Source organism: Hoeflea sp. 108 (genome assembly GCF_000372965.1).
Classification (GTDB): Bacteria; Pseudomonadota; Alphaproteobacteria; order Rhizobiales; family Rhizobiaceae; genus Aminobacter.
The window spans coordinates 5,130,092-5,154,103 of record NZ_KB890024.1 but is presented as its reverse complement, the minus strand read 5'-3'; the positions used below and the strand labels follow the sequence as shown (position 1 = coordinate 5,154,103).

General features: G+C 64.8%; 26 protein-coding genes and 1 tRNA gene. 16 read left to right on the top strand and 11 right to left on the bottom strand.

Features of this window, described 5'->3' with window-relative positions; genetic code table 11:
* Positions 1-2 precede the first annotated feature (2 nt).
* Both B015_RS0125625 and B015_RS0125620 read left to right on the top strand, forming a co-directional pair.
* On the top strand, positions 3-1,040 hold the full coding sequence (locus B015_RS0125625; RefSeq protein WP_018430622.1) for an Ldh family oxidoreductase: 1,038 nt from the start codon (positions 3-5) through the stop codon (positions 1,038-1,040).
* A 592-nt stretch (positions 1,041-1,632) separates the two neighbouring features.
* Complete coding sequence (locus B015_RS0125620) at positions 1,633-2,013, top strand: hypothetical protein (protein ID WP_018430621.1); 381 nt, start codon at positions 1,633-1,635, stop codon at positions 2,011-2,013.
* A 182-nt stretch (positions 2,014-2,195) separates the two neighbouring features.
* On the opposite strand, the gene B015_RS0125615 is transcribed toward B015_RS0125620, so the two are convergent.
* A complete protein-coding gene (locus tag B015_RS0125615) occupies positions 2,196-2,393 on the bottom strand; it encodes a CsbD family protein (RefSeq protein ID WP_018430620.1) in 198 nt (65 codons plus the stop codon).
* A gap of 208 nt (positions 2,394-2,601) precedes the next feature.
* Here B015_RS0125615 and B015_RS0125610 point away from each other — a divergent pair, with 208 nt between their 5' ends.
* From B015_RS0125610 to B015_RS0125600, 3 genes are all read left to right on the top strand, one after another.
* Positions 2,602-3,054: a DoxX family protein gene (locus B015_RS0125610; RefSeq protein WP_026227726.1), complete on the top strand. Its 453-nt coding sequence runs from the start codon at positions 2,602-2,604 to the stop codon at positions 3,052-3,054.
* Positions 3,055-3,205: 151 nt separating this feature from the next.
* A complete protein-coding gene (locus B015_RS0125605) occupies positions 3,206-4,180 on the top strand; it encodes a complex I NDUFA9 subunit family protein (protein ID WP_018430618.1) in 975 nt (324 codons plus the stop codon).
* Between the two features lie 17 nt (positions 4,181-4,197).
* Positions 4,198-4,965, top strand: coding sequence for a sulfite exporter TauE/SafE family protein (locus B015_RS0125600; RefSeq protein ID WP_018430617.1), 768 nt, complete (start codon positions 4,198-4,200; stop codon positions 4,963-4,965).
* 41 nt (positions 4,966-5,006) lie between these two features.
* Here B015_RS0125600 and B015_RS0125595 read toward each other — a convergent pair whose 3' ends face one another.
* Positions 5,007-5,810: an undecaprenyl-diphosphate phosphatase gene (locus B015_RS0125595; protein ID WP_018430616.1), complete on the bottom strand. Its 804-nt coding sequence runs from the start codon at positions 5,808-5,810 to the stop codon at positions 5,007-5,009.
* Positions 5,811-5,970: 160 nt separating this feature from the next.
* On the opposite strand from B015_RS0125595, the gene B015_RS0125590 reads away from it, so the two are divergent.
* The 6 genes from B015_RS0125590 to B015_RS0125565 all read left to right on the top strand — a co-directional run bounded on the left by B015_RS0125590 (position 5,971) and on the right by B015_RS0125565 (position 11,441).
* Positions 5,971-6,663, top strand: a complete 693-nt coding sequence (locus tag B015_RS0125590; RefSeq protein ID WP_018430615.1) for a glutathione S-transferase family protein — start codon at positions 5,971-5,973, stop codon at positions 6,661-6,663.
* Positions 6,644-7,807 carry a tRNA epoxyqueuosine(34) reductase QueG gene (gene queG, locus B015_RS0125585; RefSeq protein WP_018430614.1) on the top strand — a complete coding sequence of 388 codons (1,164 nt, stop codon included), beginning with the start codon at positions 6,644-6,646 and terminating at the stop codon, positions 7,805-7,807. The genes B015_RS0125590 and queG overlap by 20 nt, the downstream gene beginning before the upstream one ends.
* On the top strand, positions 7,804-8,718 hold the full coding sequence (locus B015_RS0125580; protein ID WP_018430613.1) for an SDR family oxidoreductase: 915 nt from the start codon (positions 7,804-7,806) through the stop codon (positions 8,716-8,718). The genes queG and B015_RS0125580 overlap by 4 nt, the downstream gene beginning before the upstream one ends.
* Positions 8,719-8,813: 95 nt before the next feature.
* The gene (mepA, locus tag B015_RS0125575; protein ID WP_018430612.1) at positions 8,814-9,908 is read left to right on the top strand and encodes a penicillin-insensitive murein endopeptidase; all 1,095 of its coding nucleotides are present in this window, start codon (positions 8,814-8,816) and stop codon (positions 9,906-9,908) included.
* Between the two features lie 91 nt (positions 9,909-9,999).
* A complete protein-coding gene (locus tag B015_RS0125570; protein WP_026227725.1) occupies positions 10,000-10,383 on the top strand; it encodes a methylglyoxal synthase in 384 nt (127 codons plus the stop codon).
* Between the two features lie 35 nt (positions 10,384-10,418).
* A complete protein-coding gene (locus B015_RS0125565) occupies positions 10,419-11,441 on the top strand; it encodes a glucokinase (protein ID WP_018430610.1) in 1,023 nt (340 codons plus the stop codon).
* Between the two features lie 19 nt (positions 11,442-11,460).
* Here the strand turns inward: B015_RS0125565 and B015_RS0125560 are convergent, their stop codons facing one another.
* On the bottom strand, positions 11,461-13,080 hold the full coding sequence (locus B015_RS0125560; protein WP_081623536.1) for a glycosyltransferase family 39 protein: 1,620 nt from the start codon (positions 13,078-13,080) through the stop codon (positions 11,461-11,463).
* A 47-nt stretch (positions 13,081-13,127) separates the two neighbouring features.
* Between B015_RS0125560 and B015_RS0125550 the strand changes: the two genes are divergently transcribed.
* The 4 genes from B015_RS0125550 to B015_RS0125535 all read left to right on the top strand — a co-directional run bounded on the left by B015_RS0125550 (position 13,128) and on the right by B015_RS0125535 (position 16,805).
* On the top strand, positions 13,128-14,939 hold the full coding sequence (locus B015_RS0125550; RefSeq protein ID WP_018430607.1) for an ABC transporter ATP-binding protein: 1,812 nt from the start codon (positions 13,128-13,130) through the stop codon (positions 14,937-14,939).
* A 34-nt stretch (positions 14,940-14,973) separates the two neighbouring features.
* Entirely contained in the window at positions 14,974-15,783 is an 810-nt protein-coding gene (dapB, locus tag B015_RS0125545) for a 4-hydroxy-tetrahydrodipicolinate reductase (RefSeq protein ID WP_026227724.1), read from the top strand.
* 36 nt (positions 15,784-15,819) lie between these two features.
* A complete protein-coding gene (locus B015_RS0125540) occupies positions 15,820-16,437 on the top strand; it encodes a 2,3-bisphosphoglycerate-dependent phosphoglycerate mutase (RefSeq protein WP_018430605.1) in 618 nt (205 codons plus the stop codon).
* A 283-nt stretch (positions 16,438-16,720) separates the two neighbouring features.
* Positions 16,721-16,805 (top strand) — tRNA-Leu (locus B015_RS0125535).
* Between the two features lie 272 nt (positions 16,806-17,077).
* On the opposite strand, the gene B015_RS0125530 is transcribed toward B015_RS0125535, so the two are convergent.
* From B015_RS0125530 to B015_RS0125520, 3 genes are all read right to left on the bottom strand, one after another.
* Positions 17,078-17,449: an SPW repeat protein gene (locus B015_RS0125530; protein WP_157632829.1), complete on the bottom strand. Its 372-nt coding sequence runs from the start codon at positions 17,447-17,449 to the stop codon at positions 17,078-17,080.
* A gap of 227 nt (positions 17,450-17,676) precedes the next feature.
* Entirely contained in the window at positions 17,677-18,573 is an 897-nt protein-coding gene (locus tag B015_RS0125525) for a glycosyltransferase family 2 protein (RefSeq protein WP_018430603.1), read from the bottom strand.
* Positions 18,574-18,603: 30 nt separating this feature from the next.
* The gene (locus B015_RS0125520; RefSeq protein WP_018430602.1) at positions 18,604-18,783 is read right to left on the bottom strand and encodes a hypothetical protein; all 180 of its coding nucleotides are present in this window, start codon (positions 18,781-18,783) and stop codon (positions 18,604-18,606) included.
* A 314-nt stretch (positions 18,784-19,097) separates the two neighbouring features.
* Here B015_RS0125520 and B015_RS0125515 point away from each other — a divergent pair, with 314 nt between their 5' ends.
* Positions 19,098-19,454 (top strand): septal ring lytic transglycosylase RlpA family protein, encoded by a 357-nt coding sequence (locus B015_RS0125515; protein WP_018430601.1) that lies wholly within the window; start codon positions 19,098-19,100, stop codon positions 19,452-19,454.
* A 33-nt stretch (positions 19,455-19,487) separates the two neighbouring features.
* Here B015_RS0125515 and B015_RS0125510 read toward each other — a convergent pair whose 3' ends face one another.
* From B015_RS0125510 to B015_RS0125490, 5 genes are all read right to left on the bottom strand, one after another.
* Positions 19,488-20,543 (bottom strand): hypothetical protein, encoded by a 1,056-nt coding sequence (locus tag B015_RS0125510; protein WP_018430600.1) that lies wholly within the window; start codon positions 20,541-20,543, stop codon positions 19,488-19,490.
* Positions 20,544-20,763: 220 nt separating this feature from the next.
* Positions 20,764-21,636, bottom strand: a complete 873-nt coding sequence (locus B015_RS0125505) for an SMP-30/gluconolactonase/LRE family protein (protein ID WP_018430599.1) — start codon at positions 21,634-21,636, stop codon at positions 20,764-20,766.
* A 1-nt stretch (position 21,637) separates the two neighbouring features.
* The gene (locus tag B015_RS0125500) at positions 21,638-22,273 is read right to left on the bottom strand and encodes a 2-dehydro-3-deoxy-6-phosphogalactonate aldolase (RefSeq protein ID WP_018430598.1); all 636 of its coding nucleotides are present in this window, start codon (positions 22,271-22,273) and stop codon (positions 21,638-21,640) included.
* A 4-nt stretch (positions 22,274-22,277) separates the two neighbouring features.
* Entirely contained in the window at positions 22,278-23,216 is a 939-nt protein-coding gene (locus tag B015_RS0125495) for a 2-dehydro-3-deoxygalactonokinase (RefSeq protein ID WP_018430597.1), read from the bottom strand.
* On the bottom strand, positions 23,213-23,980 hold the full coding sequence (locus B015_RS0125490) for an SDR family oxidoreductase (RefSeq protein WP_026227722.1): 768 nt from the start codon (positions 23,978-23,980) through the stop codon (positions 23,213-23,215). Before B015_RS0125490 ends, B015_RS0125495 begins: the two co-directional genes overlap by 4 nt.
* Positions 23,981-24,012 lie beyond the last annotated feature (32 nt).

The window sequence follows — 24,012 nt, the reverse complement described above, 5'->3', positions numbered from 1 at the left end:
TCATGACCGCCACCAAGTCCGAGACCAAGCTCGAGACCGTCACGCTCAGTCTCGACGAAGCCCGAGCGCTCTGCATCTCCGCCGCCATCGGAGCCGGAGCCAGCAAGGAAACGGCAAGCTCGATCGCGCTTGCGGCAGTCGCCGCGGAGGCCGACGGCCAGGCAAGCGTCGGCCTGTCGCATTATATCGATTACCTGGAATCGCTCGAGGCCGGCCGCATCGACGGCAAGATCGAGCCCATCGTCAGCCGTCCGGCACTGGCGATCTATCTCGCCGATGCGCAGGGCGGTGCCGCCCACACAGCGTTCGACCGCAGCTTCGACGAGATCGCCAAGGCAGCGCGGTTGTTCGGCGTCACGGTCTTTGCCCAGAAGAACGCCTATACCTGCGGCGCGCTCGGTTATTTCACCGGCCGCCTCGCCGAGGCGGGGCTTGTGGCGATCGCAGCCACCAACGGCCCGGCGCTCGTCGCCGGCTCCGGCTCGATCAAGCCGGTCTACTGCACCAACCCGATGTCGCTAGCGGCACCTGCCGCCGACGGGCCGCCGCTGGTCATCGACCAATCGTCGAGCGCAACCGCCTTCGTCAACGTGCGCCAGGCGGCGCAATCGGGCGAGGAAATCCCCGAGGGCTGGGCGCTCGACGCCAAGGGCAAGCCCACCACCGACGCCAAAAAGGCGATGAAGGGCGTGCTGCTTGCCTTCGGCGGCGCGCGCGGCGCCAATGTCGCGCTGATGGTCGAGGTGTTGGCTGCCGGCGTTTCCGGCGCCAACTGGTCCATCGATGCGCCGTCGATCACCGTGGGCGACCAGACCCCGGGCACCGGACTGTTCATCGTCGCCCTCGACCCCAAACTGTTCGATCCCGGTTTCGAAAGCCGCATGCGCGAGCAGCTCGGCCGACTGTCCGGCAGCTTCGGCGTGCACATCCCCGGCCCGGCGAAAGCTGCGGCACGGGCTCGTTCCGAGGTGGAGGGAATCACGGTGCCGACGGCCGTTCACGCCCGCATTGCGGAGTTTTCGGCGCGCAACGCGAGCTGACCGGCCTCGTCGCGCGCCAAGTCGGGCACTCGACCGGCTGCAACAACTTCCTGGTCCGTCGCGACAGTTGCGAGGTCACGGCATGGACCCCCGTGACCCTTCGCGGCTCACGCCGCTACGGGCACGAGGATGACGGCTGGAGGGGGCGCCTGCCAACCGGAAGCGGTCTGATAAGGCCAAGAGGGCCGACCCAACTGATCTGAGAACATCCCGCTGTCTGATCTGGTCTGAGCACGTCCACCTGTCTGAACGCTTGGCGATTGGCGAGCAACCGCCGCATCACCGTCATCCTCGACCTCGTGAGCGAGCGACAGCGAGCGGAGAGCGTCGGGGATCCATGCCGTGACTTTGCCACCTCAGCAACGGTCCAGAAACAGGCCCCTGCCGCAGCTGAAAATCACCCGCGCAAACGCACTTCAAAAAATCTTCGCCCCCTTTTGAACCTTTCCCCCGGCCGCTGCGACCTAGCCATGTCCAGGGCGAGGTGAGCTTGCCCGATCAACCCCGGGGGGAACCCGAAAACGAAACGACGTTCCGACGTGGAAACAAGGTTTCCGCGCCCCCGAAACGCAACCTCGAAAAGGGAATAGTCATGAAGACCAAGATCACCATCCTCACTGCAGTGCTTCTCCTTGCCGGCGCCATCGGCAGCGCCAATGCCGGCAGCATTTCGGCCGGACCGAGCGGCGGCGACAGGCCGTCAGGCCCGAGCGACCTCGCCGACAAGCCCGGCAATGACAAGCCCTCCGGCCCCGGCGACTTCTCGGACAAGCCCGGCGGTGGCGGCGACAAGCCTTCGGGTGGCAACAAGACCTCCGGCGGCAGCGGCGCGACCGAAGATAAATATTGCAAGAACAGCTCAAGCAGGTTCCCGGACTGCAACAAGAAGTTCGTCCAGGACTGCAAGGCCGCAGGTGGCACGATGTCGGGTCAACAGGGCTGGGGCGGCAGAACCTGCTGGGAGCCCTCCTGATGCCGTACCGGGCGACGGCCTGACCGCGGCGTCGGTCGCCCGCATCGTGGCCATCCGGAAAACCCCGCCCCCCGTGCGGGGTTTTCTGCCTTCTCCCGCCCAGGTTGTGGCAAAGAAAAAGCCCCGCCAAAAGCGGGGCTTCGTCCTCGTGGGCCGTTTGGCCCGCCGCATCTCGTTCTTGGCTAATGCCGCGACAGCCAGCTGTCGATTTCCTTCTCGGCCTCGTCCTGGGCCTTGCCGTAGCGTGCCTGGAGCCGGCCGGCGAGTTCGCGGCGCTTGCCTTTGATGACATCGAGATCGTCGTCGGTGAGCTTGCCCCAATGGCTCTGAACCTTGCCCTTGAACTGCTCCCAATTGCCTTCGATCTGGTTCCAATTCATCGCTTTTCTCCTTTCGGGATAGGCACGACTGGCATGCCGCACTGATTGGGGAACGCCTCAATGCCGGTCGGGTTCCGAATTTTCTTAAAATATGAGTATGTTAATCATATTATCTTCAAACCTTGTTGACTTGACCGTGAAGCTACCGGTCGGGCGTTGGTGCATTGCAATATCCAAACAAGCATCGCCCCCACCAGGAGACATGCCTTTGACCCTGACGACCGAAAATTCCGGCCGCCGTCTTTTCATCCCCGCACTCGGCGGGCTCTATGCCAACCTCAGCGACAGCGCCGAGACTATCCTGCGCGTCGTCGCCGGCCTTGCTCTCGTCACCCATGGCGCAACCAAAATCGTCGACCCGTTCGGCGCCGCCGGCATGGTCGAGAGCCTCGGCTTTCACCCCGGCGCCTTCTGGTCGCTGCTGTTGTCCGCGACCGAATTCTTCGGTGGCATCCTGATCGCAATCGGCCTGTTCACCCGGCCGGCATCCTTCGCTGCCATGTTCGTTCTTCTGGTCACCGTCTGGTTCCATTGGGTCACCATGGGCCAGGGCTATCAGGGCGCGGAGAAGTCGCTTCTGTGGGCCGCTATCTTCCTGTTTTTTGTCATCCGCGGCGGCAACCGCCACTCCGTCGACGCCCGCATCGGACGCGAATTCTAGACAAGCTTGCCGATTGCCTCCCAAGGCGATCCACCAGCCCGCGCCAGAGCGGCGCGGGCAGTTCCGAGCGGTCGCACAATGATTGCCTTTTTTGCGAAACGGGCTAAGAAACGCTGACAATCCAAGCCGTTCAGGCGTAACGGAGCCAGCGATGACCGAAATCCTCCAGACCCCGCAACTCGTCACCGTCTTCGGCGGGTCCGGCTTCCTTGGCCGCCACGTCGTCCGGGCGCTGGCAAAGCGCGGCTATCTGGTGCGAGTCGCCTGCCGCCGGCCCGATCTTGCCGGCCATGTCCAGCCGCTCGGTAATGTCGGCCAGATCCAACCGGTGCAGGCCAATCTGCGCGTACGCTGGTCGGTCGACCGCGCCGTCCAGGGCGCATCCCATGTCGTCAACCTGGTCGGCATCCTGCACGAGAGCGGCCGCCAGCGCTTCTCGACGGTGCAGGAGTTCGGTGCCCGCGCCGTTGCCGAGGCTGCCCGCGCAGCGGGTGCGACGCTGACCCATGTTTCCGCGCTCGGCGCCGACGAAAAGTCGGCTTCGCTCTACGCCCAGACCAAGGCCCGCGGCGAAAGGGCCGTGCAGGATACCCTGCCCGACGCCGTTATCTATCGCCCGTCCATCGTCTTCGGTCCCGAGGACGGCTTCTTCAATCGCTTCGCCAACATGGCCCGTTTCTCGCCTTTCCTGCCGCTGATCGGTGGTGGCGAGACGCGCTTCCAGCCGATCTATGTCGGCGACGTCGCCGAAGCGGTGGCGCGCGCCGTCGACGGCAAGGTCAAGGGCGGCACCATCTATGAGATCGGCGGCCCGCAGGTGCTGAGCTTCCGTGAGTGCATGGAGGAGATCCTTGAGGTCGTCGACCGCAAGCGCGGCCTGGTGGCCGTGCCGTGGTGGGTCGCAAACATGCAGGCCTCGGTGCTCGGCATGCTGCCCAACCCGCTCCTGACCAAGGATCAGGTGCTACTGCTGCGCTCCGACAACGTCGTGTCGAAGGCCGCCCAGGAAGAAGGCCGCACCATCGCGGCTGTCGGCATCGCACCCAAGACCACGGCGTCGATCCTGCCGAGCTACCTCTGGCGCTACCGCTCCGCCGGCCAGTTCACCCGCAGAACCGAGGCCTGAGCGCAGGCCGGGGCCTGATGCAGGCCCTCGCCGCCCTCCTGCCTGAAGGCCTCGATCCTGTCATCGCGGTCCTGCTCGTCATTGCCAGCGCCTTCACCTCGGCGCTGACGGCCGCTTTCGGCGTCGGCGGCGGCATCGCCATGCTGACGCTGATGGGCCTGTTCGTGCCGGTCGCGGCTCTCATCCCCGTCCATGGCGCGGTGCAACTTGGCTCCAACACCGGCCGCGCCTGGCACCAGCGCGCCAATGTGCGCATGGACGTCGCCGCTCCCTTCATTGCCGGCTCGGTGGTGGGCGCCATCATCGGCGCCTTCGTCGTGATCCAGTTGCCCGACGCGCTGCTCAAGCTGGTGCTCGGCGCCTTCGTCATCGCGATCACCTGGACCAAGATCCCCGGCATCGAAAAGCTGACGCGCGCCGGGCTGGCGGTCGCGAGCGTGGTGGTCGCGCTGCTCGGCATGCTGGTCGGCGCCACAGGGCCGCTGGTGTCGGTGCTGTTCGCGCAGTTCTTCGCCAATGATCGCAAGGCACTGGTCGCCACCCATGCCGCCGGCATGGTGGCCCAGCACGGGCTCAAGATCGTGGTTTTCGGGCTTGCCGGCTTCGCCTTCGCCGAATGGATGCCGCTGATCGCGGCGATGATCGTCTCCGGCTTCCTCGGCACCGTCTACGGCACAAGGCTGCTCGAGCGCATGCCGGAGGAAAGCTTCCGCAAATGGTTCAAGATCGCCATCACCGTGCTGGCACTCGACCTTTCGCGAAGGGGACTGATGGGCCTGGGATAAGCGCGCCTCTTTCCCTTCTCCCCTGGTGGGAAAGGAAAAAGTCAGCCCCAGACCATCAGCGCAATCAATCCCACGCCGCCGATCAGCAGGCGCCACCAGCCGAACAGCGCGTAGCCATTGCGCGACACGTAGTCGAGCAGGTGGCGGACGACGAACAGCGCGGTGATGAAGGCGGCGATGAAACCGATGCCGATGATCGGAAGGTCGGACGCCGACAGGATGCCGCGGTTCTTGTAGAGGTCGTAGGCGAAGGCACCGGCCATGGTCGGCATGGCGAGGAAGAACGAGAACTCGGCAGCAGCGCGCTTTTCGACGCCCATCAGCAGCGAACCGACGATGGTGGCGCCCGAACGCGAGGTGCCGGGGATCATCGCCAGGCACTGGAACAAGCCGATCTTGAGATAGACCGACAACGGGAACTTGGTGACGTCGCCGTATCTCGGCTTGAGGTCAAGCTTGTCGACGAACAAAAGCACGATGCCGCCGAGGATCAGCATGGTGCAGATCAGGCGCGGCGATTCGAACAGCACGGTCTTGATGAAGTCGTGCGCCAACGCCCCGATCACCGCTGCAGGCAGGAAGGCGATGAGGATGCCGGCTACGAAACGCTGCGTCCCAGGGTCGCGGGGCAGGTCGATCAGCATGCGCCACAGCCGCGCCGAATAAACCGACAGGATGGCAAGGATAGCGCCGAGCTGGATCAGGATTTCGAAAGTCTTGCCAGTGGATTCAAAGCCGAGGAAGTGCCCGGCCAGCAGTATATGACCGGTTGACGAAACCGGGATGAATTCGGTGAGGCCCTCGAGCAGTCCGAGAAGCAGTGCGTCGATTATCTGGCTATCCATTGCATCCCCGCGAGATCGTTCATTCGCGATTGCTTGTCATAGGGCAGGACTCCCCCTATAGGTCGGGGCGCCCGTGAGCCCGGCGCACCGGGCCCAAAAGCTCTAGCGGCGCGGCAGGCGATTCGCCAGAGCACCGTCGATCACGAAATTCCGCAGGACCATGCTGACGCTTTTCCACCACCCGATGTTTGCGACGTGCCGCTTCATCCGCCTCGCCTTTGGCGAGTATGGCGAGGAGCTGGCGCTGATCGAGGAGAAGCCCTGGACACGCCGCCGGGAATTCCTGTCGCTCAATCCCGCCGGGACGCTGCCGGTGCTGCTTGCCGAAGGCGACGTGCCGATCGTCGGCGCGATGATCATTTCCGAATATATCGACGAGACGCGCGGCGTGCTGAAGCGCGAGCGCCGGCTCTTCGCCGAGGACCCGATGGAGCGCGCCGAGATCCGCCGCCTCACCGACTGGTATCTCACCAAGACCGAGAGCGAAGTGACGCGCCATCTCGTGCGCGAGCGCGTGCTGAAGCCGCATATGCCCGAGGCTGCCGGCGGCGGTTCGCCCGATTCGGGCGCCATCCGCGCCGCCCGCGCCAACATCCGCCAGCACATGAAGTACACCAACTGGCTGGCTGGCACGCGCCACTGGCTCGCCGGCCCGCGCATCACCTATGCCGATCTTGCCGCCGCCGCATCGCTTTCGGTGCTCGACTATCTGGGCGAGATCGACTGGCGCGAATATTCCTCGGCGCGCGAATGGTACACGCGTGTCAAATCGCGACCATCCTTCCGGCCGCTCCTCTCCGACCGGGTACGCGGGCTGACACCGGCATCGCACTATGCGGACCTCGACTTCTGACAAGGCCCTGCGCCAGCTGATCGAGCGCGAAGCCACCCGCGCCGGCTTTGCCGCCGTGGCCGTCACGCGGCCCGACGCCATCCCGCTCGCCCCTGCGCGCCTCGCCCAGTTCGTCAGTGAAGGCCTGCATGGCTCGATGGCATGGATGGAAGAGACGCTCGAACGCCGCGCCGCCCCGTCAGTGCTGTGGCCCGAGGTGCGCTCCATCGTCGTCTTGGCGATGAACTACGGCCCCGACGGCGATCCGCGCGCCCTGCAGGCCATGGCCGACCGCGGCGCGATCTCGGTCTATGCCCGCAACCGCGACTACCACGACGTCATCAAGGGTCGACTCAAGGAAATCGCCGGCAAGATCGTGTCCCGCGCTGGAGGCGACGTGAAGGTGTTCGTCGACACCGCACCGGTCATGGAAAAGCCGCTGGCGGAAGCCGCAGGGCTCGGCTGGCAGGGCAAGCACACCAATCTCGTCAGCCGCGAGTTCGGCTCCTGGCTGTTCCTCGGCACCATCTTCACGACAGCCGAACTCGAATCCGACGATGCAGAGGGCGACCATTGCGGCTCATGCCGGGCCTGCCTCGATGCCTGCCCGACCGATGCTTTCCCGGCGCCCTACCGGATCGACGCCCGGCGCTGCATCTCCTACCTGACCATCGAGAACAAGGGGCCGATCCCGGCCGAATTCCGCGAGAAGATCGGCAACCGCATCTATGGCTGCGACGACTGCCTTGCCGCCTGCCCATGGAACAAATTCGCCCAGGCCGCTTCGGAAGCGAAACTTGCGGCCCGCGACGACCTGCGCGAGCCGCGTCTTGCCGAACTGCTGGCGCTTGATGATGCCGGCTTCCGCGCCCTGTTCTCCGGCTCGCCGGTCAAGCGCGTCGGCCGCGACCGCTTCGTGCGCAACGTGCTGATCGCGGCCGGCAACTCCGCAGACGCCAGCCTCGCGGGGCCATGCCGGGCGCTGCTCACCGATGCTTCGCCGCTGGTCCGTGGGGCCGCCATATGGGCGCTTTCGCGGCTCGACCCGGGAGCGGCGTTTTCCGCTCTTGCGCAACAGGCGCTGAAGTCCGAAACCGAGACCGACGTCGTCGCCGAATGGCGGGCGGCGCTGGCAGGGCAGGCAGGCACGGGGGCACAGGCATGAGCGAACAAAAAGTCTTCATCTTCGGCGCCGGCTATTCCGGCAAGGCGTTTGCCAGGCAGGCACCCGCCGACGTTGCCATATCGGGCACGACGCGCTCGCCCGACAAATTCGCAGCGCTCGAAGCCGCCGGCATCGAGCCGCTGCTGTTCGACGGCAAGCTGACGCCGGAAATCCGCGCGAAACTCGCGGAGACCACCCAACTGGTCATCTCAGCCGCGCCTGGCGATGCCGGCGACCCGGTGCTCGACGTCGCCCTTGACACTATCCTCCACCACATGCCGCGCCTGCGCTGGATCGGCTACCTCTCGACCGTCGGCGTCTATGGCGACTATGGCGGCAAGTGGATCGACGAGGCCGCCGCCTGCCATCCCAAGTCGGGACGTTCGCAGGCACGCCTCGAGGCCGAAAACCAGTGGCACGACCTCGGCGAGAAAGCCGGCCGACCGGTGGCGATCCTGCGCCTGTCCGGTATCTACGGCCCTGGCCGCAATGCCTTCGTCAATCTCGAAAACGGCACCGCCAAGCGGTTGGTCAAGCAAGACCAGGTGTTCAACCGCATCCATGTCGACGACATAGCGGGCGCCTTGTGGCATCTGATCGAGGCCGACCGCGGCGGCGTCTTCAACGTCACCGACAACGAGCCGGCACCGCCGCAGGATGTCGTCGCCTATGCCGCCAAGCTGATGGGCGTCGAGGCTCCACCCGAAATTCCCTTCGAGACTGCCCAACTTTCGCCCATGGCGCGGTCCTTCTATGGCGAGAACAAGCGTGTCGCCAACACCGAGATCCGGGCCACCGGCTATGATTTCCGCTACCCGAACTATCGCGCCGCCTTCGATCGCATGTGGGCCGAAGGCAGCTGGCGCGGCGAAGGCGACGGCGACAAGCGCAGTCCGATGCGGCAGCAATAGCCGTATGGGAGCGGACATTTGATCGGGGCGACCTGCCCGCATTTTACCTTTCGGTAACCACGGCAGCGCAAGGTCTTCGGAGAGGATTGGACCCCATGACAGCATTTTTCAGCGGATTTCCGGGCAAGGTGGCGCGGTTGGCGATGGCCGTGGCGACGCTCGGCCTGGTCGGGCTCGACATGCAGGCGGCCAGCGCATCTGAACTCGCCAAGGACCTGTTTGGCGGGAAAAAGCTGCCGGCGGCGACTGCGCCCCATTCCTACGGCTTCTACTCCAAGGGCTGCTTCTCCGGCGGCGTGGCGATTGCCACCGACGGGCCGACCTGGCAGGCGATGCGGCTGTCGCGCAACCGCCGCTGGGGCCATCCCAAGATGATCGCGCTGATCGAAAAGCTGTCCCGCGACGCCACCCAGGACGGCTGGCCTGGCCTGCTGGTCGGCGACATCTCGCAGCCGCGCGGCGGCCCGATGCTGTCAGGCCACGCTTCGCACCAGATCGGCCTGGACGCCGACATCTGGCTGACGCCGATGCCCGACCGCAGGCTGTCGCCAACCGAGCGCGAGAACATGAGCGCGGTGTCGATGGTCAACGAAAAGACCCATCTGGTCATCGACAAGCGCTGGACGCCTGCTCATACGCGCCTGCTCGAGCGCGCCGCGAGCTACCCCGAGGTCGAGCGCATCCTGGTCAATCCGGGCATCAAGAAGAAGCTCTGCGATACCGTCACCGGCGACCGCTCGTGGCTGCGCAAGGTCCGGCCGTTCTGGGGCCACGACTATCATTTCCATGTCCGCATCGGCTGCCAGGCCGGGTCTGTCGGTTGCAAGGAGCAGGATCCGACGCCGCGCGGCGATGGCTGCGACAAGTCGCTCGCCTGGTGGTTCACCGAGGAGCCGTGGCGCCCTGCCACCGGCCCGGCCAAGCCCAAGGCGCGTGACATCATGACGATGGCGAGCATGCCAAAAGAATGCCGCGCGGTGTTGAACGCGCCCTCGCCGGTCAATGAGGCTGCCGTCACCTACCACGGCCCTGGCGGCAGCGAATATGCGGCGACGCCCGCCCCGGCAGCACCAGCGGTGGCCGAAACGCCTGTCATCACCGATCCCGGCACGCCGGCATCGGCCAATGCGTTCGCACCGCGTCCGCCAGCCGACATTCCGCTGCCGCGCCCGCGTCCGGCCAACAAGTGAGGGGCGTGGAGGGTTTGCTGCGGCGCTTCCAAATCGCCGGAAATCGGTCTATTGATTTCAAACGATTTAGATAGTGACGGCAGCAAGCCCTGTGACACCCGCATTGCGTCTCGCATTGATCGCCCACGACCAGAAGAAAGACGACATGGTCGCCTTCGCCGGGGATCATCAGGAGTTCCTGAAAACCTGTCACATCGTCGCCACCGGCACGACCGGCCAGCGCATTCTGGCAAGCTGCCCGGAGCTCAACCTGACGCCGCTCAAGAGTGGCCCGCTCGGCGGCGACCAACAAATCGGCGCGCTGATCAGCGAAGGCCAGATCGATGCCTTGATTTTCTTCGTTGATCCGCTGACGCCGATGCCGCATGACGTCGATGTGAAGGCATTGACGCGGCTCGCCATCGTCTACGACATTCCCATGGCGTTGAACCGGTCGACCGCCGAGATCATGCTGGAAAACCAAGAGAACGGCTAAACGCCGTCGCGAGCATTCTGGGGACGAAACCGGGCATGTCACATCAGGGCCAACAGGCACAGGCGCTCCCCTTCCCGATCCTGATTGGCGACATCGGCGGCACCAATGCCCGCTTCGCCATCGTCGAGAGCGCCGACAAGGAAGCCGGCGAGCCGCGCATCGTCCAGACCGCCAGCTATGCCTCCATCGACGACGCCATCCTCGCCGTGCTCGACGGCTCGCCCATCCGTCCACGTTCGGCCGTGCTTGCGGTGGCCGGCCCGGTCGAGGGCGAGGAGATCGCGCTCACCAACTGCCCTTGGGTGGTGCGACCCCGGCAGATGTTTTCGACCATAGGTCTTTCCGACATCCTTGTTCTCAACGACTTCGAGGCACAGGCGCTGGCCGTCGTGGCGCTCGGCGACGAACACATGGAAAAGATCGGTGGCGGCGAACCCGAACAGGGTGCCGGCCGCGTCGTGCTCGGCCCCGGCACCGGCCTCGGCGTTGCTGGCCTGATCCATGCGCTCGGGCGCTGGATTCCGGTTCCCGGCGAAGGCGGCCATATGGACATCGGTCCGCGCTCGTCGCGCGACTTCGAGGTGTTTCCGCATATCGAAAAGCTCGAAGGCCGCATCTCTGGCGAGCAAATCCTCTGCGGCCGCGGACTGGTCAACACCTACCGCGCCGTCGCCCTGGCCGACGGCGAGACGCCAACGCTCACCCATCCGGCGCAGGTCACGGCCGCCGCACTGGCCGGCACTGACCCGATCGCGGTCGAAGCGCTCGAGTTGTTCGTCACCTGCCTCGGCCGGACCGCCGGCGACCTGGCGTTGGTGTTCAAAAGCAAGGGCGGCGTCTTCCTCACCGGCGGCATCGCCCAGAAGATCGTGCCAGCGCTGAAGAAGGGCAATTTCCGTGAAGCCTTCGAAGACAAGGCGCCGCATCGCGAGCTGATGGCGTCGATGCCGGTCTATGTCATCACCCACCCGCTCGCCGCCCTTGCGGGCCTTGCCGCTTATGCGCGAACGCCCGATCTCTTCGGCATCGAAACCGGCGACCGCCGCTGGCGGGTGTAGCGCCGGCGCTGCCCGCGCCTTAGCCAGCAGGTTCGCAGTCGGTTTTCAGATCCTGATAGTGAACGAGCAACGGATCCTGTCCGCGATCGGCGCGCATCATGTAGGTATGGGGTGAAGGCTCGGCCGGACAAGCGCCCAACCCGCGCGCGAAAAGCAGCATCTGCTCCGCGTCGTCGTCGCCGGTCCACAGCATTGCCGGATTTGTCAGCGGCATCGAGCCCGCCGCCGGCATGATCTGGTGAACGATCCTGGCATCGCTGTCGTAGAGCCTGAGATTGGCCAGGATGGCATAGTCGTTGATCAGGAATTCGGTCGCGCCAGTCGACTGGACCGCCGTCTGCAGAAGCTCGTCGTAATTGTAGTTCTTGCGCGCGTCACGCAGACTTTCGATCCACTGGCCCGGCGTTGCAATCAGGGCCATCACAATTGCGAGCGTCCGGATATGCCTGTTGGCGCGCGGATCGGCATCGGCCACAAGACCGCACAGCACCGGAAGCGCGGCGATCGCCAGCGGCAGCATCCAGCGGATATTGACGTTTGTTGCCCCTGAAACCAACACAAGGATCAGTCCAAAGGCGCTGGACAGAAGGGTCCAGAGTGCAAAAGCCTGCTTGCGCCCACGGCAGTTCGCCGCGATCGCGGTCCAACCGCGATGCGGCAGCATCATGAGCAGGGGAAGCCCCAGGATGCTGATGCAAGCAAGGAAATAGGCCAGCAGCCCGCTGACGAGAGCCCCCGCCCGATCATCCGCTACCATTCGAAACCGCCCCTGCTGCGCCAGGACGTGATCAAGATGATCGAGGGCCCAGATGGCATGGGGGACGACGAGCCCTCCGGCGATAACCGGGATCAACAGCGCTTTGGCCGTCCAGAAAACACCTTCGCGCCGCATCACCGCGAGATCCGCCACGACAAGCGCCAGGACGAACAGCGCGGCGTTGTATTTCGTGAGCAGCATCAGCCCGAAAATGACCCCGAGGACGACATAGCCGCGCATGCTCCGGGCAGAGAGCGTGTGGAGATAGGCAAGCGCGAAGGCCGCAGTGAGTGCGAGCAGCAGGACGGTGTGGGAATAATTCCGCTGTACTTCCCAGGCGATCTCGACGATCAGGAACGGCGACACGGCGAGGGTGACCGCCGCCGGAGGCCTGAGCCCGAGCTTGAGCCCGATCCGCCACATCAGGAAGACAAAGGCGAAGAGAGAGGCGAACTTCAGCAGGTTTTCCGAGAACTGCGTGACGCCGAACAGTTGCTGCACGGCGATCAGCATCCAGGTGTAGAGCGGCGGCTGCGACCGGCCATAGCCCCATTCGAAGCTCTGGGTGTAGAGCAACTGCTCGGCACCGTCATAGCTGGTGCCGCCGCGAATGAAACTCAGCACGACGGCTTGCATCAAGCAGAGAAATCCGACGATGACGATCAAGCTGTTTCCTGAGACGGAAACAATTGGCCGGCTCGAAGGGAGGGAGGCATCTGCCATGAAATGGGATCGCTTTTTCGCAAGAAAGAACTTTGAAGCCTGGCAGGGGCAGCCCAAAACATAACTGCGCACAGCCAGAATCTCAACCTGTGCAGGCCGCCAGTGACGGCGCAACCGCGAGGTGAGTGACCAAAAGGCGGTTTCCCCCTCGGTCTTCATGCTTTATGAGGGGCGCAGTTTTTGCCCCACCGAACCGGACCACCTGTTTGACCATCGACCAAAACCAGACGCCCAAGGCCGCGCAGAGCGAGATCGTCGGCGTCATCAAGCGCGTCGCCGCCGAAAATGGCCGCGACTACGCCAGGCACTACACGCTGGCCGCTGTCTTCCTGCTCACTATCGCAGGCACCACGGCCTTTACGGCCTGGATCATGCGTGATGTCGTCAACCAGATATTCTATGAGCGTCGTGCCGACCTGATCCTGCCGATCTGCCTGTCGATCATCGCCGCCTTCGGCCTGCGTGGCATCGCCACCTACGGACAGGCCGTCACACTTGCCAAGGTCGGCAACAACCTTATCGCCCGCTACCAGCGCCGCGTGTTCGATCATCTCATGAACCTCGGCATGGACTTTTTCTCGTCGCAGCGCTCGGCTCAGTTGATCGCCCAGGTCAACCAGAACGTCAGTGGCGTTCGTGACCTTCTCAACATCCTGGTCACGTCGATCGCGCGTGATGCGGTATCGCTCGTCGCGCTGGTCGGCGTCATGATCTACCAGGATCCGATGCTGTCGCTGCTCGCATTCCTGATCGGGCCGCCGCTGGTCTTTGCTGTCGACTACCTCGTGCGCCGGCTGCGCCGCCTCAATCGCGAGGCAATCCTGGTCGGTGCACGTCTGTTCGGTTCGATGCAGGAGGCGGTCCAGGGCATGGCGATCGTCAAGGCCTTCACGATGGAGGACCAACTCGCCAAACGCATGAGTCATCTGGTCAGCGATGTCGAGGCACGTTCAAACAAGATCGCCCGCGTCTCCGAGCGCCTGTCGCCGATCTCGGATGTGCTCGCAGGCTTCGTCATCGCCGCTGTCATCGGCTATGCCGGTTATCGTTCCGTCTTCGACCAGCAGCCACCCGGCGCAGTCATCTCTTTCATCACGTCGCTCATCCTCGCCTATGATCCGGCGCGACGCCTCGCCCGCACGCAGGTCGGTCTCGAAAGCGCGCTCGTCAACGCCCGCATGCTCTACGAGATCCTCGACACGGAACCGCGTCAGGAAGATGCTCCCGATGCCAGGGAGATTAGCGTGCGCAAGGGCGAAATCCGCTTCGACAACGTCTCCTTCGGCTATGGCGACGACGTGCCCGTGCTCAGGGACCTGAGCTTCACCGCAGCTGGCGGCAAGACCACCGCCATCGTCGGTGCTTCGGGCGCCGGCAAGTCGACACTGATCGCGCTGATGCAGCGCTTCTACGATCTCGACGGCGGCCGTATCGTCATCGACGGCCAGGACATCGCAACCGTCACCAAGCGGTCGCTGCGCCAGTCGATCGCTTATGTCTCGCAGCATCCGTATCTGTTCGAAGGCACCATCGCCGACAACATCCGCTATGGCCGTCCTGATGCCACCGACCAGGACATCCGCTACGCGGCCAAGCAAGCCTTCGCCGACGACTTCATCCTGGAGCAGCCTGACGGCTACGACACTGCAGTCGGCGAGAGTGGCTCAACCCTGTCGGGCGGCCAGCGCCAGCGCGTCTCCATCGCCCGTGCGCTGGTGCGCAACGCGCCGATCCTTTTGCTCGACGAGGCGACCTCGGCGCTCGACAACGAGTCCGAGGCGCGCGTTCAGGCAGCGCTTGCCACCGCCACGCAAGGGCGCACCACCATCGTCATCGCCCATCGCCTCTCGACGGTCATCAATGCCGACCATATCGTGGTGCTGGAGCAAGGACGCCTGGTGGAACAAGGTACGCATGCCGAGCTGATGGCCGACCCGAGCAGCATTTACGCCCGCTTCCACAATCTGCACGATGAGGCGGCGCTGGGACTGGTCGACGATACGGTAGAGACTGCATAAAAGCGCTGCATGACGCAGCGACAGGGAGCCTGACATGAGCGAGATGGGTCTGGTGGTGGTCGGTGCGGCCGGGCGGATGGGCCAGGTGCTCTTGCGGACGGTCCATGCCATGGATGGCGTGCGCATCGTCGGCGCGATCGAACGTTCCGGCTCGCCGCATCTCGGCAAGGACGCAGGCGAACTCGCCGGCATCGGCATCATCAACGTCGCCGTCAGCGACGACCCGCTCGCCGCCTTCGCCAAGGCCGATGGCGTGCTCGACTTCACCGTGCCGGCTGCGACAGTCGAATTCGCCGGCTATGCCGCGCAGGCGCGCATCGCCCATGTTATCGGCACCACTGGCTGCTCCACCGAGGACGACGCCAGGATCGCGGCAGCCGCGCGCCATGCCACCATCGTCAAGTCGGGCAATATGAGCCTCGGCGTGAATCTCCTCTCCGTTCTGGTCGAGAAGGCGGCACAGGCGCTCGGGCCCGAAGATTTCGACATCGAAATTCTCGAGATGCACCACCGCCACAAGGTCGACGCGCCCTCGGGCACGGCATTGCTGCTCGGCGAAGCCGCCGCCGAAGGCCGCAAGATCGCATTGGCCGACAACAGCGTGCGCGTCCGCGACGGCCACACTGGCGTGCGCGAAGCGGGCACCATCGGCTTCGCCACGCTGCGCGGCGGCTCGGTCGTCGGCGAGCATTCGGTCATCCTCGCCGGTTCGGGCGAGCGCATCGTCATGTCGCATCTTGCCGAGGATCGCTCGATCTTCGCCCGCGGCGCTGTCAAGGCGGCCCTCTGGGCGCATGGCCGCAAGCCCGGGCTCTATTCGATGCGCGACGTGCTCGGCCTCTAACTCGTTTTATCAAGCCATCCACCCAAGGGAGCAAAAATGTCCGGAACCCTCGTGCTCGTCCGTCACGGCCAGAGCGAATGGAACCTCAAGAACCTGTTCACCGGCTGGCGCGATCCGGGCCTGACCGAGCAGGGCCACGCCGAGGCCAAGGCCGCCGGCGAGAAGCTCAAGGCGCGCGGGCTGAAGTTCGACATCGCCTTCACCTCGGCTTTGTCGCGCGCCCAAACCACCTGCCAGCACATTCTCGACGCGCTCGGCCAGAGCGACCTCAAGACCATCCGTGACGCAGCGCTCAACGAGCGCGACTATGGCGACCTCAACGGCCTCAACAAGGACGATGCCCGCGCCAAGTGGGGCGAGGAGCAGGTCCATATCTGGCGCCGTTCCTACGATACCCCGCCTCCCGGTGGCGAGAGCCTGAAGGACACCGGCGCCCGCGTCTGGCCCTACTATCTGCACGACATGCAAAAGCACGTCCTGTCGGGCGGCACGGTGCTGGTCGCGGCTCACGGCAACTCGCTGCGCGCGCTGATCATGGCGCTCGAGGGCATTTCGGGCCCCGACATCGTCAAGCTCGAGCTCGGGACGGGCGTGCCGATCGTCTACAAGCTCAACGCCGATTCGACCGTCGCGTCCAAGGACGTACTGGCCTGATCCATACGCGACTGTCGTGCGCCCAAACGGGCGCACGACAGTCGCTCCAGTCTGCTGATTCTGCGCATTGTGCTTTCCGATAGCCGATTCCGGCTTCCGGGCCGATGCGATGGAGCCGCCCGTTTCGCCGGCGGCTCCGGCTGCTTTAAGCTCAAGGGCTTGCCGCCCCTACGTCATGCAGCGGGCGGCAATGCGACAAATCCGGCCCGTTGCGACATTCGTCGGCAAAAGCTGAAAAAGCGCGTTGACACAGTCGCTTCGCCCGCTTACATCACCGCCACCAGCCCAGATGGCGGAATTGGTAGACGCGCACGGTTCAGGTCCGTGTGCCGCGAGGCGTGGAGGTTCGAGTCCTCTTCTGGGCACCAATTCTCAGGTCGGACGACTTGTCGTCGGGACCTTACAAAAAGCCCGGTTCGCCGGGCTTTTTTGTTGCCTGAAATTCCGCACGGGAAACTAACCGCCAATCAGAGAGAAGCGCCCAGACGGCTGACCCTGCACAACCTGCTTTCCGAAGGTCGATCCCGATTTTCCGGCCGATCCGCCGTCAGCACGACCACTCTCGGCCATGCGCCGAGCAGGAAAGAAAGCCCCCGCCCCAATAAAGTCCGGGGGCTAGGTTCACTCGCGCAATGAAGCGTCAGGCTTCAAGGCTGCGGTTGCGGTCCTGCCAGAGTTCCAGCACGGCCAGCACGGCCACGGCGATGCCGAGGCCGATATGCCAGCTGCGCAGCGTTCCGCCATACTGGAAGAAGAATGGCGAGATAATCATCCAGGCACCGCACAGCAGCGACAGGAACTCCTCCCAGCGTCGCAGGAAGACCTGCTCCAGCCCAGCGAGAACGACCACGACGGCACCAACGATGGCTGTCGTCGCCACCATCTTGGGCATGCCGGCATTGCCGTAGACCATCGGTGAAATGATAATCGCGACGCCGAGGATCATCGATGCGATGTCTTCCCAGCGGCGGTGTTGCATGAGCCCAGAGGGCATACGATCAAGTGTTGCCATGACAACGATCCTCACAAGCTACGTTCGAGCAAAGCTCAAACGCCCGTGAGGACTTGGCGTGCCTTGCGAACTCCTCAACGGGCGTTCTTCGCACTGGGAATATTATCTCAGAAGACGGCAAAAGATTCAATGAATCCGGCGACGCCGCCAACGTCGCAGCCCCACCGCACCCTGGCTGGGCATTGTGCGCCCAGGGCGGGTCGCTGGCGGTGACGGCAGGCCCCGGCTCAGAGCTCCGGCCTGACGCCGGCCCGACCGGCCAGGGAGGCTGCCCTGACAAGGAGAGCCAGCCATTCCGCCGGCGCAGCCCTGTGCCTGGCACGACGGTAGCGGAAATAGGCACGGACCGCCTTGAACCACCGGCTGAGAGATTTGCCCTTGTCGGGTGACCAAAGCCGCCCATCGGCATGATAATAGCGCCACAGCCACTCCTCGGTCTGGCGCTCCGGCCCGATGATGTGATCGACGACGGCATCAGGCACCCAGCGCCCCTGGTGCCCCGCCGCCAGCGCGCCTCGGATCGACATGGTTTCTTCGCCGCCCCACATGGGGTCCTCCGGTCGGCGGCCGAGACGTGGATCGAAAGTGAAGGCGCGCTGCACGTCGCTGCGCATCGCGTAGTTGGCGCCGAAGGGAACATTGCTGCCGGGATCGCCGAACGTGGTCGGGGCCTCCGGGCGATGGGCCGCATAGGCATTCTCGACAACATGCAGGCCGTCCAGCAACCAGGCCGGCGGATTGCCTTCGAGGACCGGAAGGATGGTGCCGCCGAAGATGGCGCATGACGGCGAGGTCGTTATCGCCCGCTCATAGGCCGTCAGCAGGTCGGACCGGGCCATGGCATCGTCGTCGATCCAGACGATCCATCGACCCCTCACGAGACCGAGCAGCCGATTGCGCGCCAGGGAAACGCCGGGGATCGGCTCTTCCTCAACGACGATCTGCAACCGCCCGGCAAACCCTCTGGCAACCTCCAGCGTGTCGTCGCTGCAGGCATTGGCGACAACGACGACCTCGAAAGGGTTCGCAGGCTTGTCGGCGCGTGCCAGCGCCTCCAGGCAGCGCCCAAGCAGTGCTGCCCGGTTGCGCGTGCAGATCGCGACCGTGATGCCGATTTCGGTCATTGTCCCTCGTCGTTGCGATCGTTTCCCATGCTAGCCGCGTCGACGCGCGAACCGCGCACATCCGATACAACCTGCAGCGGCAGTTGCAAGTCCGATCCACAACCATTTTGGGTCGCCGGTCATGAAGCTGCCGCCGAGCCAACCGGCGCCCTGCAATATCCAGATGAAGCCGATCGCCATGGCCAGTCCGGAGATGGTCAAGCCAAGCATTCTCATCTCTGCCTCCATCCTGTTTCGAACATCCCGAGCATCTTTTTCCGCTACCCAGAATCGCCTCGGCAGCGGAAGTATTTCCTAGGAATATTTTGATCGGCAAGAATCAACTGATCTCCCGATGATCTCTCCGCAGAATCGGAAAGTGTGAAAATATTCCTCAAGATGACCTTAGCGTAAGCTGACAGACTGTTACCCTGGGATTCGAAACGTGTGCGCTCGCCACGGAACCGCCCGAAGGTTGCCCCATTCGCTGCCACATTTCGTTGGAAACCGCTCCGTGTGTCCATCAACGGAGCATTAACCAGAAGATGAAGAACGCCAAGCCCGCGATCGCGGCGGCCGCAGCAGCCGCCAGCATGATGTTTCTCGCCTCCACCGGAACTGCCTCGGCCCAATGCGGCGGCGCTTCCTGGTACGCCCTGACCTCGAAGACAGCGTCAGGCGAACGCATGAATCCATCGGCTTTGACCGCAGCCCACCGTTCGCTCCCCTTCGGCACCAAGCTCAGGGTGACCAACCAGAAGAACGGCAAAAGCGTCGTCGTCCGCATCAACGACCGCGGCCCGTTCGTGAAGGGACGTGTGCTCGACCTTTCCAAGGCCGCAGCGCAGCAGATCGGTTTCGTCAGCTCAGGCCACACCTCGGTCTGCATGGCGCGCACCTGAAGCTAACCCGCGCCTCCGGGCGCGGGTTGCATGCTAATCGAAACGCCGTGCAGCCGTCTCGGCCATCGCCTCCGCCAGACTCATGCCCCATTGCATCCGGCAATAAGCGCGGAAGTCGAAGCAGGGCAGTCCAGGACAGACCTCGAATTCGATGAGATGGACCGTGTCGTCAGCCTCGACGCGCAGGTCCATGGAAAAGACGTCACGCAGACCGAGCCCTGCCATCAGCCGCGCGGCCATACCTTCGATTGTCTTGGCCGCACGCGGCTGCAGCGATGCCACCGGCACCAGCTCCGGCTCGCGGTAGCTGCCCTCGTCGCGCGCGGCCGCGCCCGTATCGCCATAGAGCGCCATGCTGTCGGCCATGGTTTGGAAGTCGCCGCCCGACTCGACAAAGCTGATGCCCAGCACATTCACCCCCGCATTCGGATCGACCGCCAGGAAGCTGGCCCGCACATTGCGCCCGGCCACGTAGGGCTGCACCACCACTTCGTCACGATAGGCATCGAAGACGCGACGGCCGAGCCCAAGCGCGTCGCCTGCTCTGCCAATGCGCGAATCCTCCCAGATGCCGATCTTGGCGCCGAGCCGGTTCGGCTTGACGAAATAGCCTGAGACCGAGACAGGCGGTTCGACCAGCCATTCGCCCCCCCGCACCAGCCCCGCCTGCGGCACCGGAAGTCCGAGAGCCGAAAGCACCGCACCCGAGCGGAACTTGTCCTGGCAGAGTGCAAACAGGCTGTCGTCGGCGCCTATCGTGCGCAGGCCGTTCAGCCGGGCAAGTGCGGGCGCCGCCCCGCCGCGGAAATAGGCGACGCCGTCGGTCAGGGTCCAGACAAGGCTCCGGTCGCGGTCGGCTGTTTCAAGCACCCCAGCGGCATCGTCGAGTTCCACGGCGCGGAAATCGAGGCCACGTGCCGCGCAGGCAGTGCCGATCGCATCGAACTCGGGGGCAAGATCGGTCGACTGGGCGAGGTAGGAACAGATCTCGAATGCCGCCTGCCGGGCAAAGCCATCGGCCAGCAGAGCCTCGAAACAGGCACGCTCGGGCTCGTGGACCAGATAGAGCGTCGGTTTCCCTACGGCCATGGATTTTTCCCCGTGCGGCGATTGCAAAGCAACATTCGCATCCGCGCCCACGCGGACGTGCCGGAAAACCGACCTGTGGCGAACACGCCAGCGACATCGGGCCGCCGGCAATGCCTGGAGGGTTTCCGCCTTTCTTCGAAACGCGGCCCCCCTCCCTCACTTTGTTTTTGCGCAATTCCGGACAGAAAACGCTGCGCACTTTTCCTGGAATTGCCTCAGGTCAGATCAGCACGTTGGGCTCGTGGCGGCCGTTGACCTCGATGTCGAGCAGGAAGGTCTTGCCGGCATGGGGGTCCGCAGCACGGGCTGCCGCATCCATGTGCTCCCACGCCGAAGTCACGACCATGCGGTCGGCATTGGCACCGACAAAGGCCGGGCACGAGGGCTGCGAGACAGGCACCGCGACACTGCGGACCAAGGTGCCATCGGGCGCATAGGCATCGACCCGTGCGCCGCCCCAGACAGCGTTCCACAAGGTGCCGTTCAGGTCGACCACGGAACCGTCGATGCCGCCGCCCCTCGCCCTGCCGTCAACGAACAGCTTCGGCTCGCCCGTCGGCAGGCCGGTGTCGGCGTCGCAGTCGACACGGTAGAGCAGGTTCTGGGCGGTGTCGGCGTAGTAGCCAACGCTGCCATCGGCGCTGAAGCAGATCGAATTGGGAATGGTGATCGCCGGATAAAGCAGCCTCACCTCACCACGGAAATACCAGTAGATCGCACCGGCGCCGGCCTCTGCCTTCTTGCCCATGGTGCTGAACCACAGCGCACCGCATGGATGTACGCGTGCGTCGTTGGAACGGGTGCCCGCATTCGACGCCTCGACCGACATGTGCGGCGACAGCTTGCCGGTCCTTGCATCGCGCATGTGCAGGCCGGTCTCGGTCACCAAGAGTTGGCGCTCGGCGTCGATGGTGGCGATGGCACTCGCCATCTCCTGGAACTGGTGGAGCACCGTCTTGCCGCCCGACAGCTTCCTGGTCAGCATACGGCTTTCGAGGATGTCGAACCAGTAAAGCGTGTCGGTGGCCGCGTCATAGGTCGGGCCTTCGCCCAGGATACAGGTCTCTTCGGAAAGGATCACGCCGCCGCTCATCTCACGCTCCCTTGCCGATGGCGTCCCAGCCGGCCACCGCGGCGCTGGCACGTGCTCCCACCTCTTCAGCCGTCATGCCCGGCTTGTAGAGGCTTGAGCCCAGCCCGAACAGTTGCACGCCGACCTTGGCATAGGCGTCGAAGTCGACCTCCGACACGCCGCCGACGACACCCACTTGCGTTTCCTTGGGCAGCACGGCGCGGATGGCCGCAATGCCGCCAGGCCCGAGCACGCTCGCGGGGAAAAATTTCAGCGCCGAGGCGCCCAGCTTGAGCGCCAGGAAGGCATCGGTCGGGGTGAAGACGCCGGGCATCGTCACCATCTTGTGCATCATCGCCCGGCCCATCACCTCAGCGTCGATGTTGGGGCTGACCAGCAGCCGCCCACCGGCATCGTTCAGCCGGTCGACATCCTCGCCGCGCACCACCGTGCCGCCGCCCACCAGTGCTGCCGGCAGCGCCTTGGCCAGCAGTTCGATCGAGCGGAACGGATCGGGTGAGTTGAGCGGCACCTCGATCGCCTCTATGCCGGCGTCGAAGACGGCGCGGCCGACATCGAGCGCTTCTTCCGGCTTGAGGCCGCGCAGGATGGCGACGAGACCGCGCCCAAGTGCGGGAAATGGAGCGGTAACCGTCATGTCGTCATCCCTCAACAAGCATTCCGTTGCGCCGCGCCGCGGCCACCAGCCCTGATAGCACCGCCTTGTCGGCATCGGCGATGCGCACCGAGCGCCCGCCGAGCCTCAGCGCCTCGGCATAGAGAGCGCCGAGCGGCCCAGAGCCCACCAGCACCACAGGCGTGTCGCGCCTGCCGAAGCGGCGCGTCGCCGAAGCGATCTCGGCGCCGATGAGCAGGCCCGACAACGCTGCAGCCGCCTCGGCCTGGCCGAGGCCGGACAGCAGGCCTGCGGCGCGTATGCTGAAAAGGCGCGCGCCGATGTCGCCATCAGTCAGCGCTTCGCGGCACCAGTCGCGGAACACTGCGCTGTCGGGCGCAACTGACGCAGGCTTTTCGCCCAGCGAGTGCCTGAGGATCGAATGGCCGGCGAACACCGAAAACATCTCGCCGGTCGGCCAGGTGCCGAAGCCGCTGACGGCGCCCTCATCGACGCTGACCCATTTGCAATGGGTACCGGGCATGCAGACGAGATGGCTGCCCGAGCCGATCTCGGCGGCGACGCCGGCCAGCTGGGTTTCCTCGCCGCGCATCACGTCGGGCGCGCCGGCCTTGCGCTGGGCAAGACCCGGCACGATGCGGACGTCGCGCGAAATACCCGGCACCGGCACCGCCGCGCCCAATATGTCGGCCAAGGAGGCCGGCACATCGACATAAGGCGCCTCGACCCAGCCTTGGCGGGCGCCGGCCATACCACAGACGATAACGGGCAAGTCGGCGGCAGCGCCCATGCTGGCGAGATGATTGTCGAGGATCGGCGCAAAACCCTTGTGCTGGGCGGTCAAAAGCCCCTCGTCGCCGCGGCGCTCGTCGAGCACAGCACCTTTGCCATCCAGCAGCCAGACGCGCAGCCTTGTCGTGCCCCAGTCGACGGCGGCAATCGCCGGCTTGGAATTCTGGTTCACAACAGTCCTCCATCGACGATCAGCGTCTGCGCCGTCAGCATCTTCGCGGCATCCGACGCCAGAAACAGCACCGGCCCGACCATGTCGCCGGGCAGCATCATGTCGGGGATGCACTGCCTGGAGATATGCTCTTTCAGGTTTTCCTCGTTCACCCACAACGTGCGCTGGCGCTCGGTGATGACCCAGCCCGGCGCCACCGCGTTGACGCGGATGCGATCGGGGCCATAGCGGCCGGCCATGCCCTTGGTCAGACCAACGATGGCGGCTTTGGCTGCGGTGTAAGCCGGCATGGTGCCAATGTTGAGCATGTAGGCGGTGGAGCTGAAATTGATGATCGAGCCGCCACCAGCGGCCGCCATGCCTGGCGCTACCGCCTGGATGGCGAAGAACTGCGGCCTGAGATTGACCGCCAGATTGGCGTCCCAGCTTTCGGGCGTTACGTCAGCCACCTCGTGGCGTGTGTCGTTGGCGGCGTTGTTGACCAGCACCGTTACCGGGCCATGCGCCTCGACGGCGGCAGCGGCTGCGCTGCGCAATTCGTCGATGTCGGTCAGGTCGGCGCGCAGATAGAGCGGGCGGTTGCCGGTCTCGGCGGCCAGCCGGTCACGCAGTTCATGGCTTGGCCCTTCGGCGATGTCGATAAAGGCTACTTTTGCGCCCTGAAGGACGAAACCCTCGGTCAGAGCCGCACCGATACCCGATCCGCCCCCGGTGATCAGCACCGAGCGCCCTGCGAGATCCGGAAACCGCGCCGATGGCATCATGACCTGCTCCTCCGCATGGCCGTGCCTTAAGA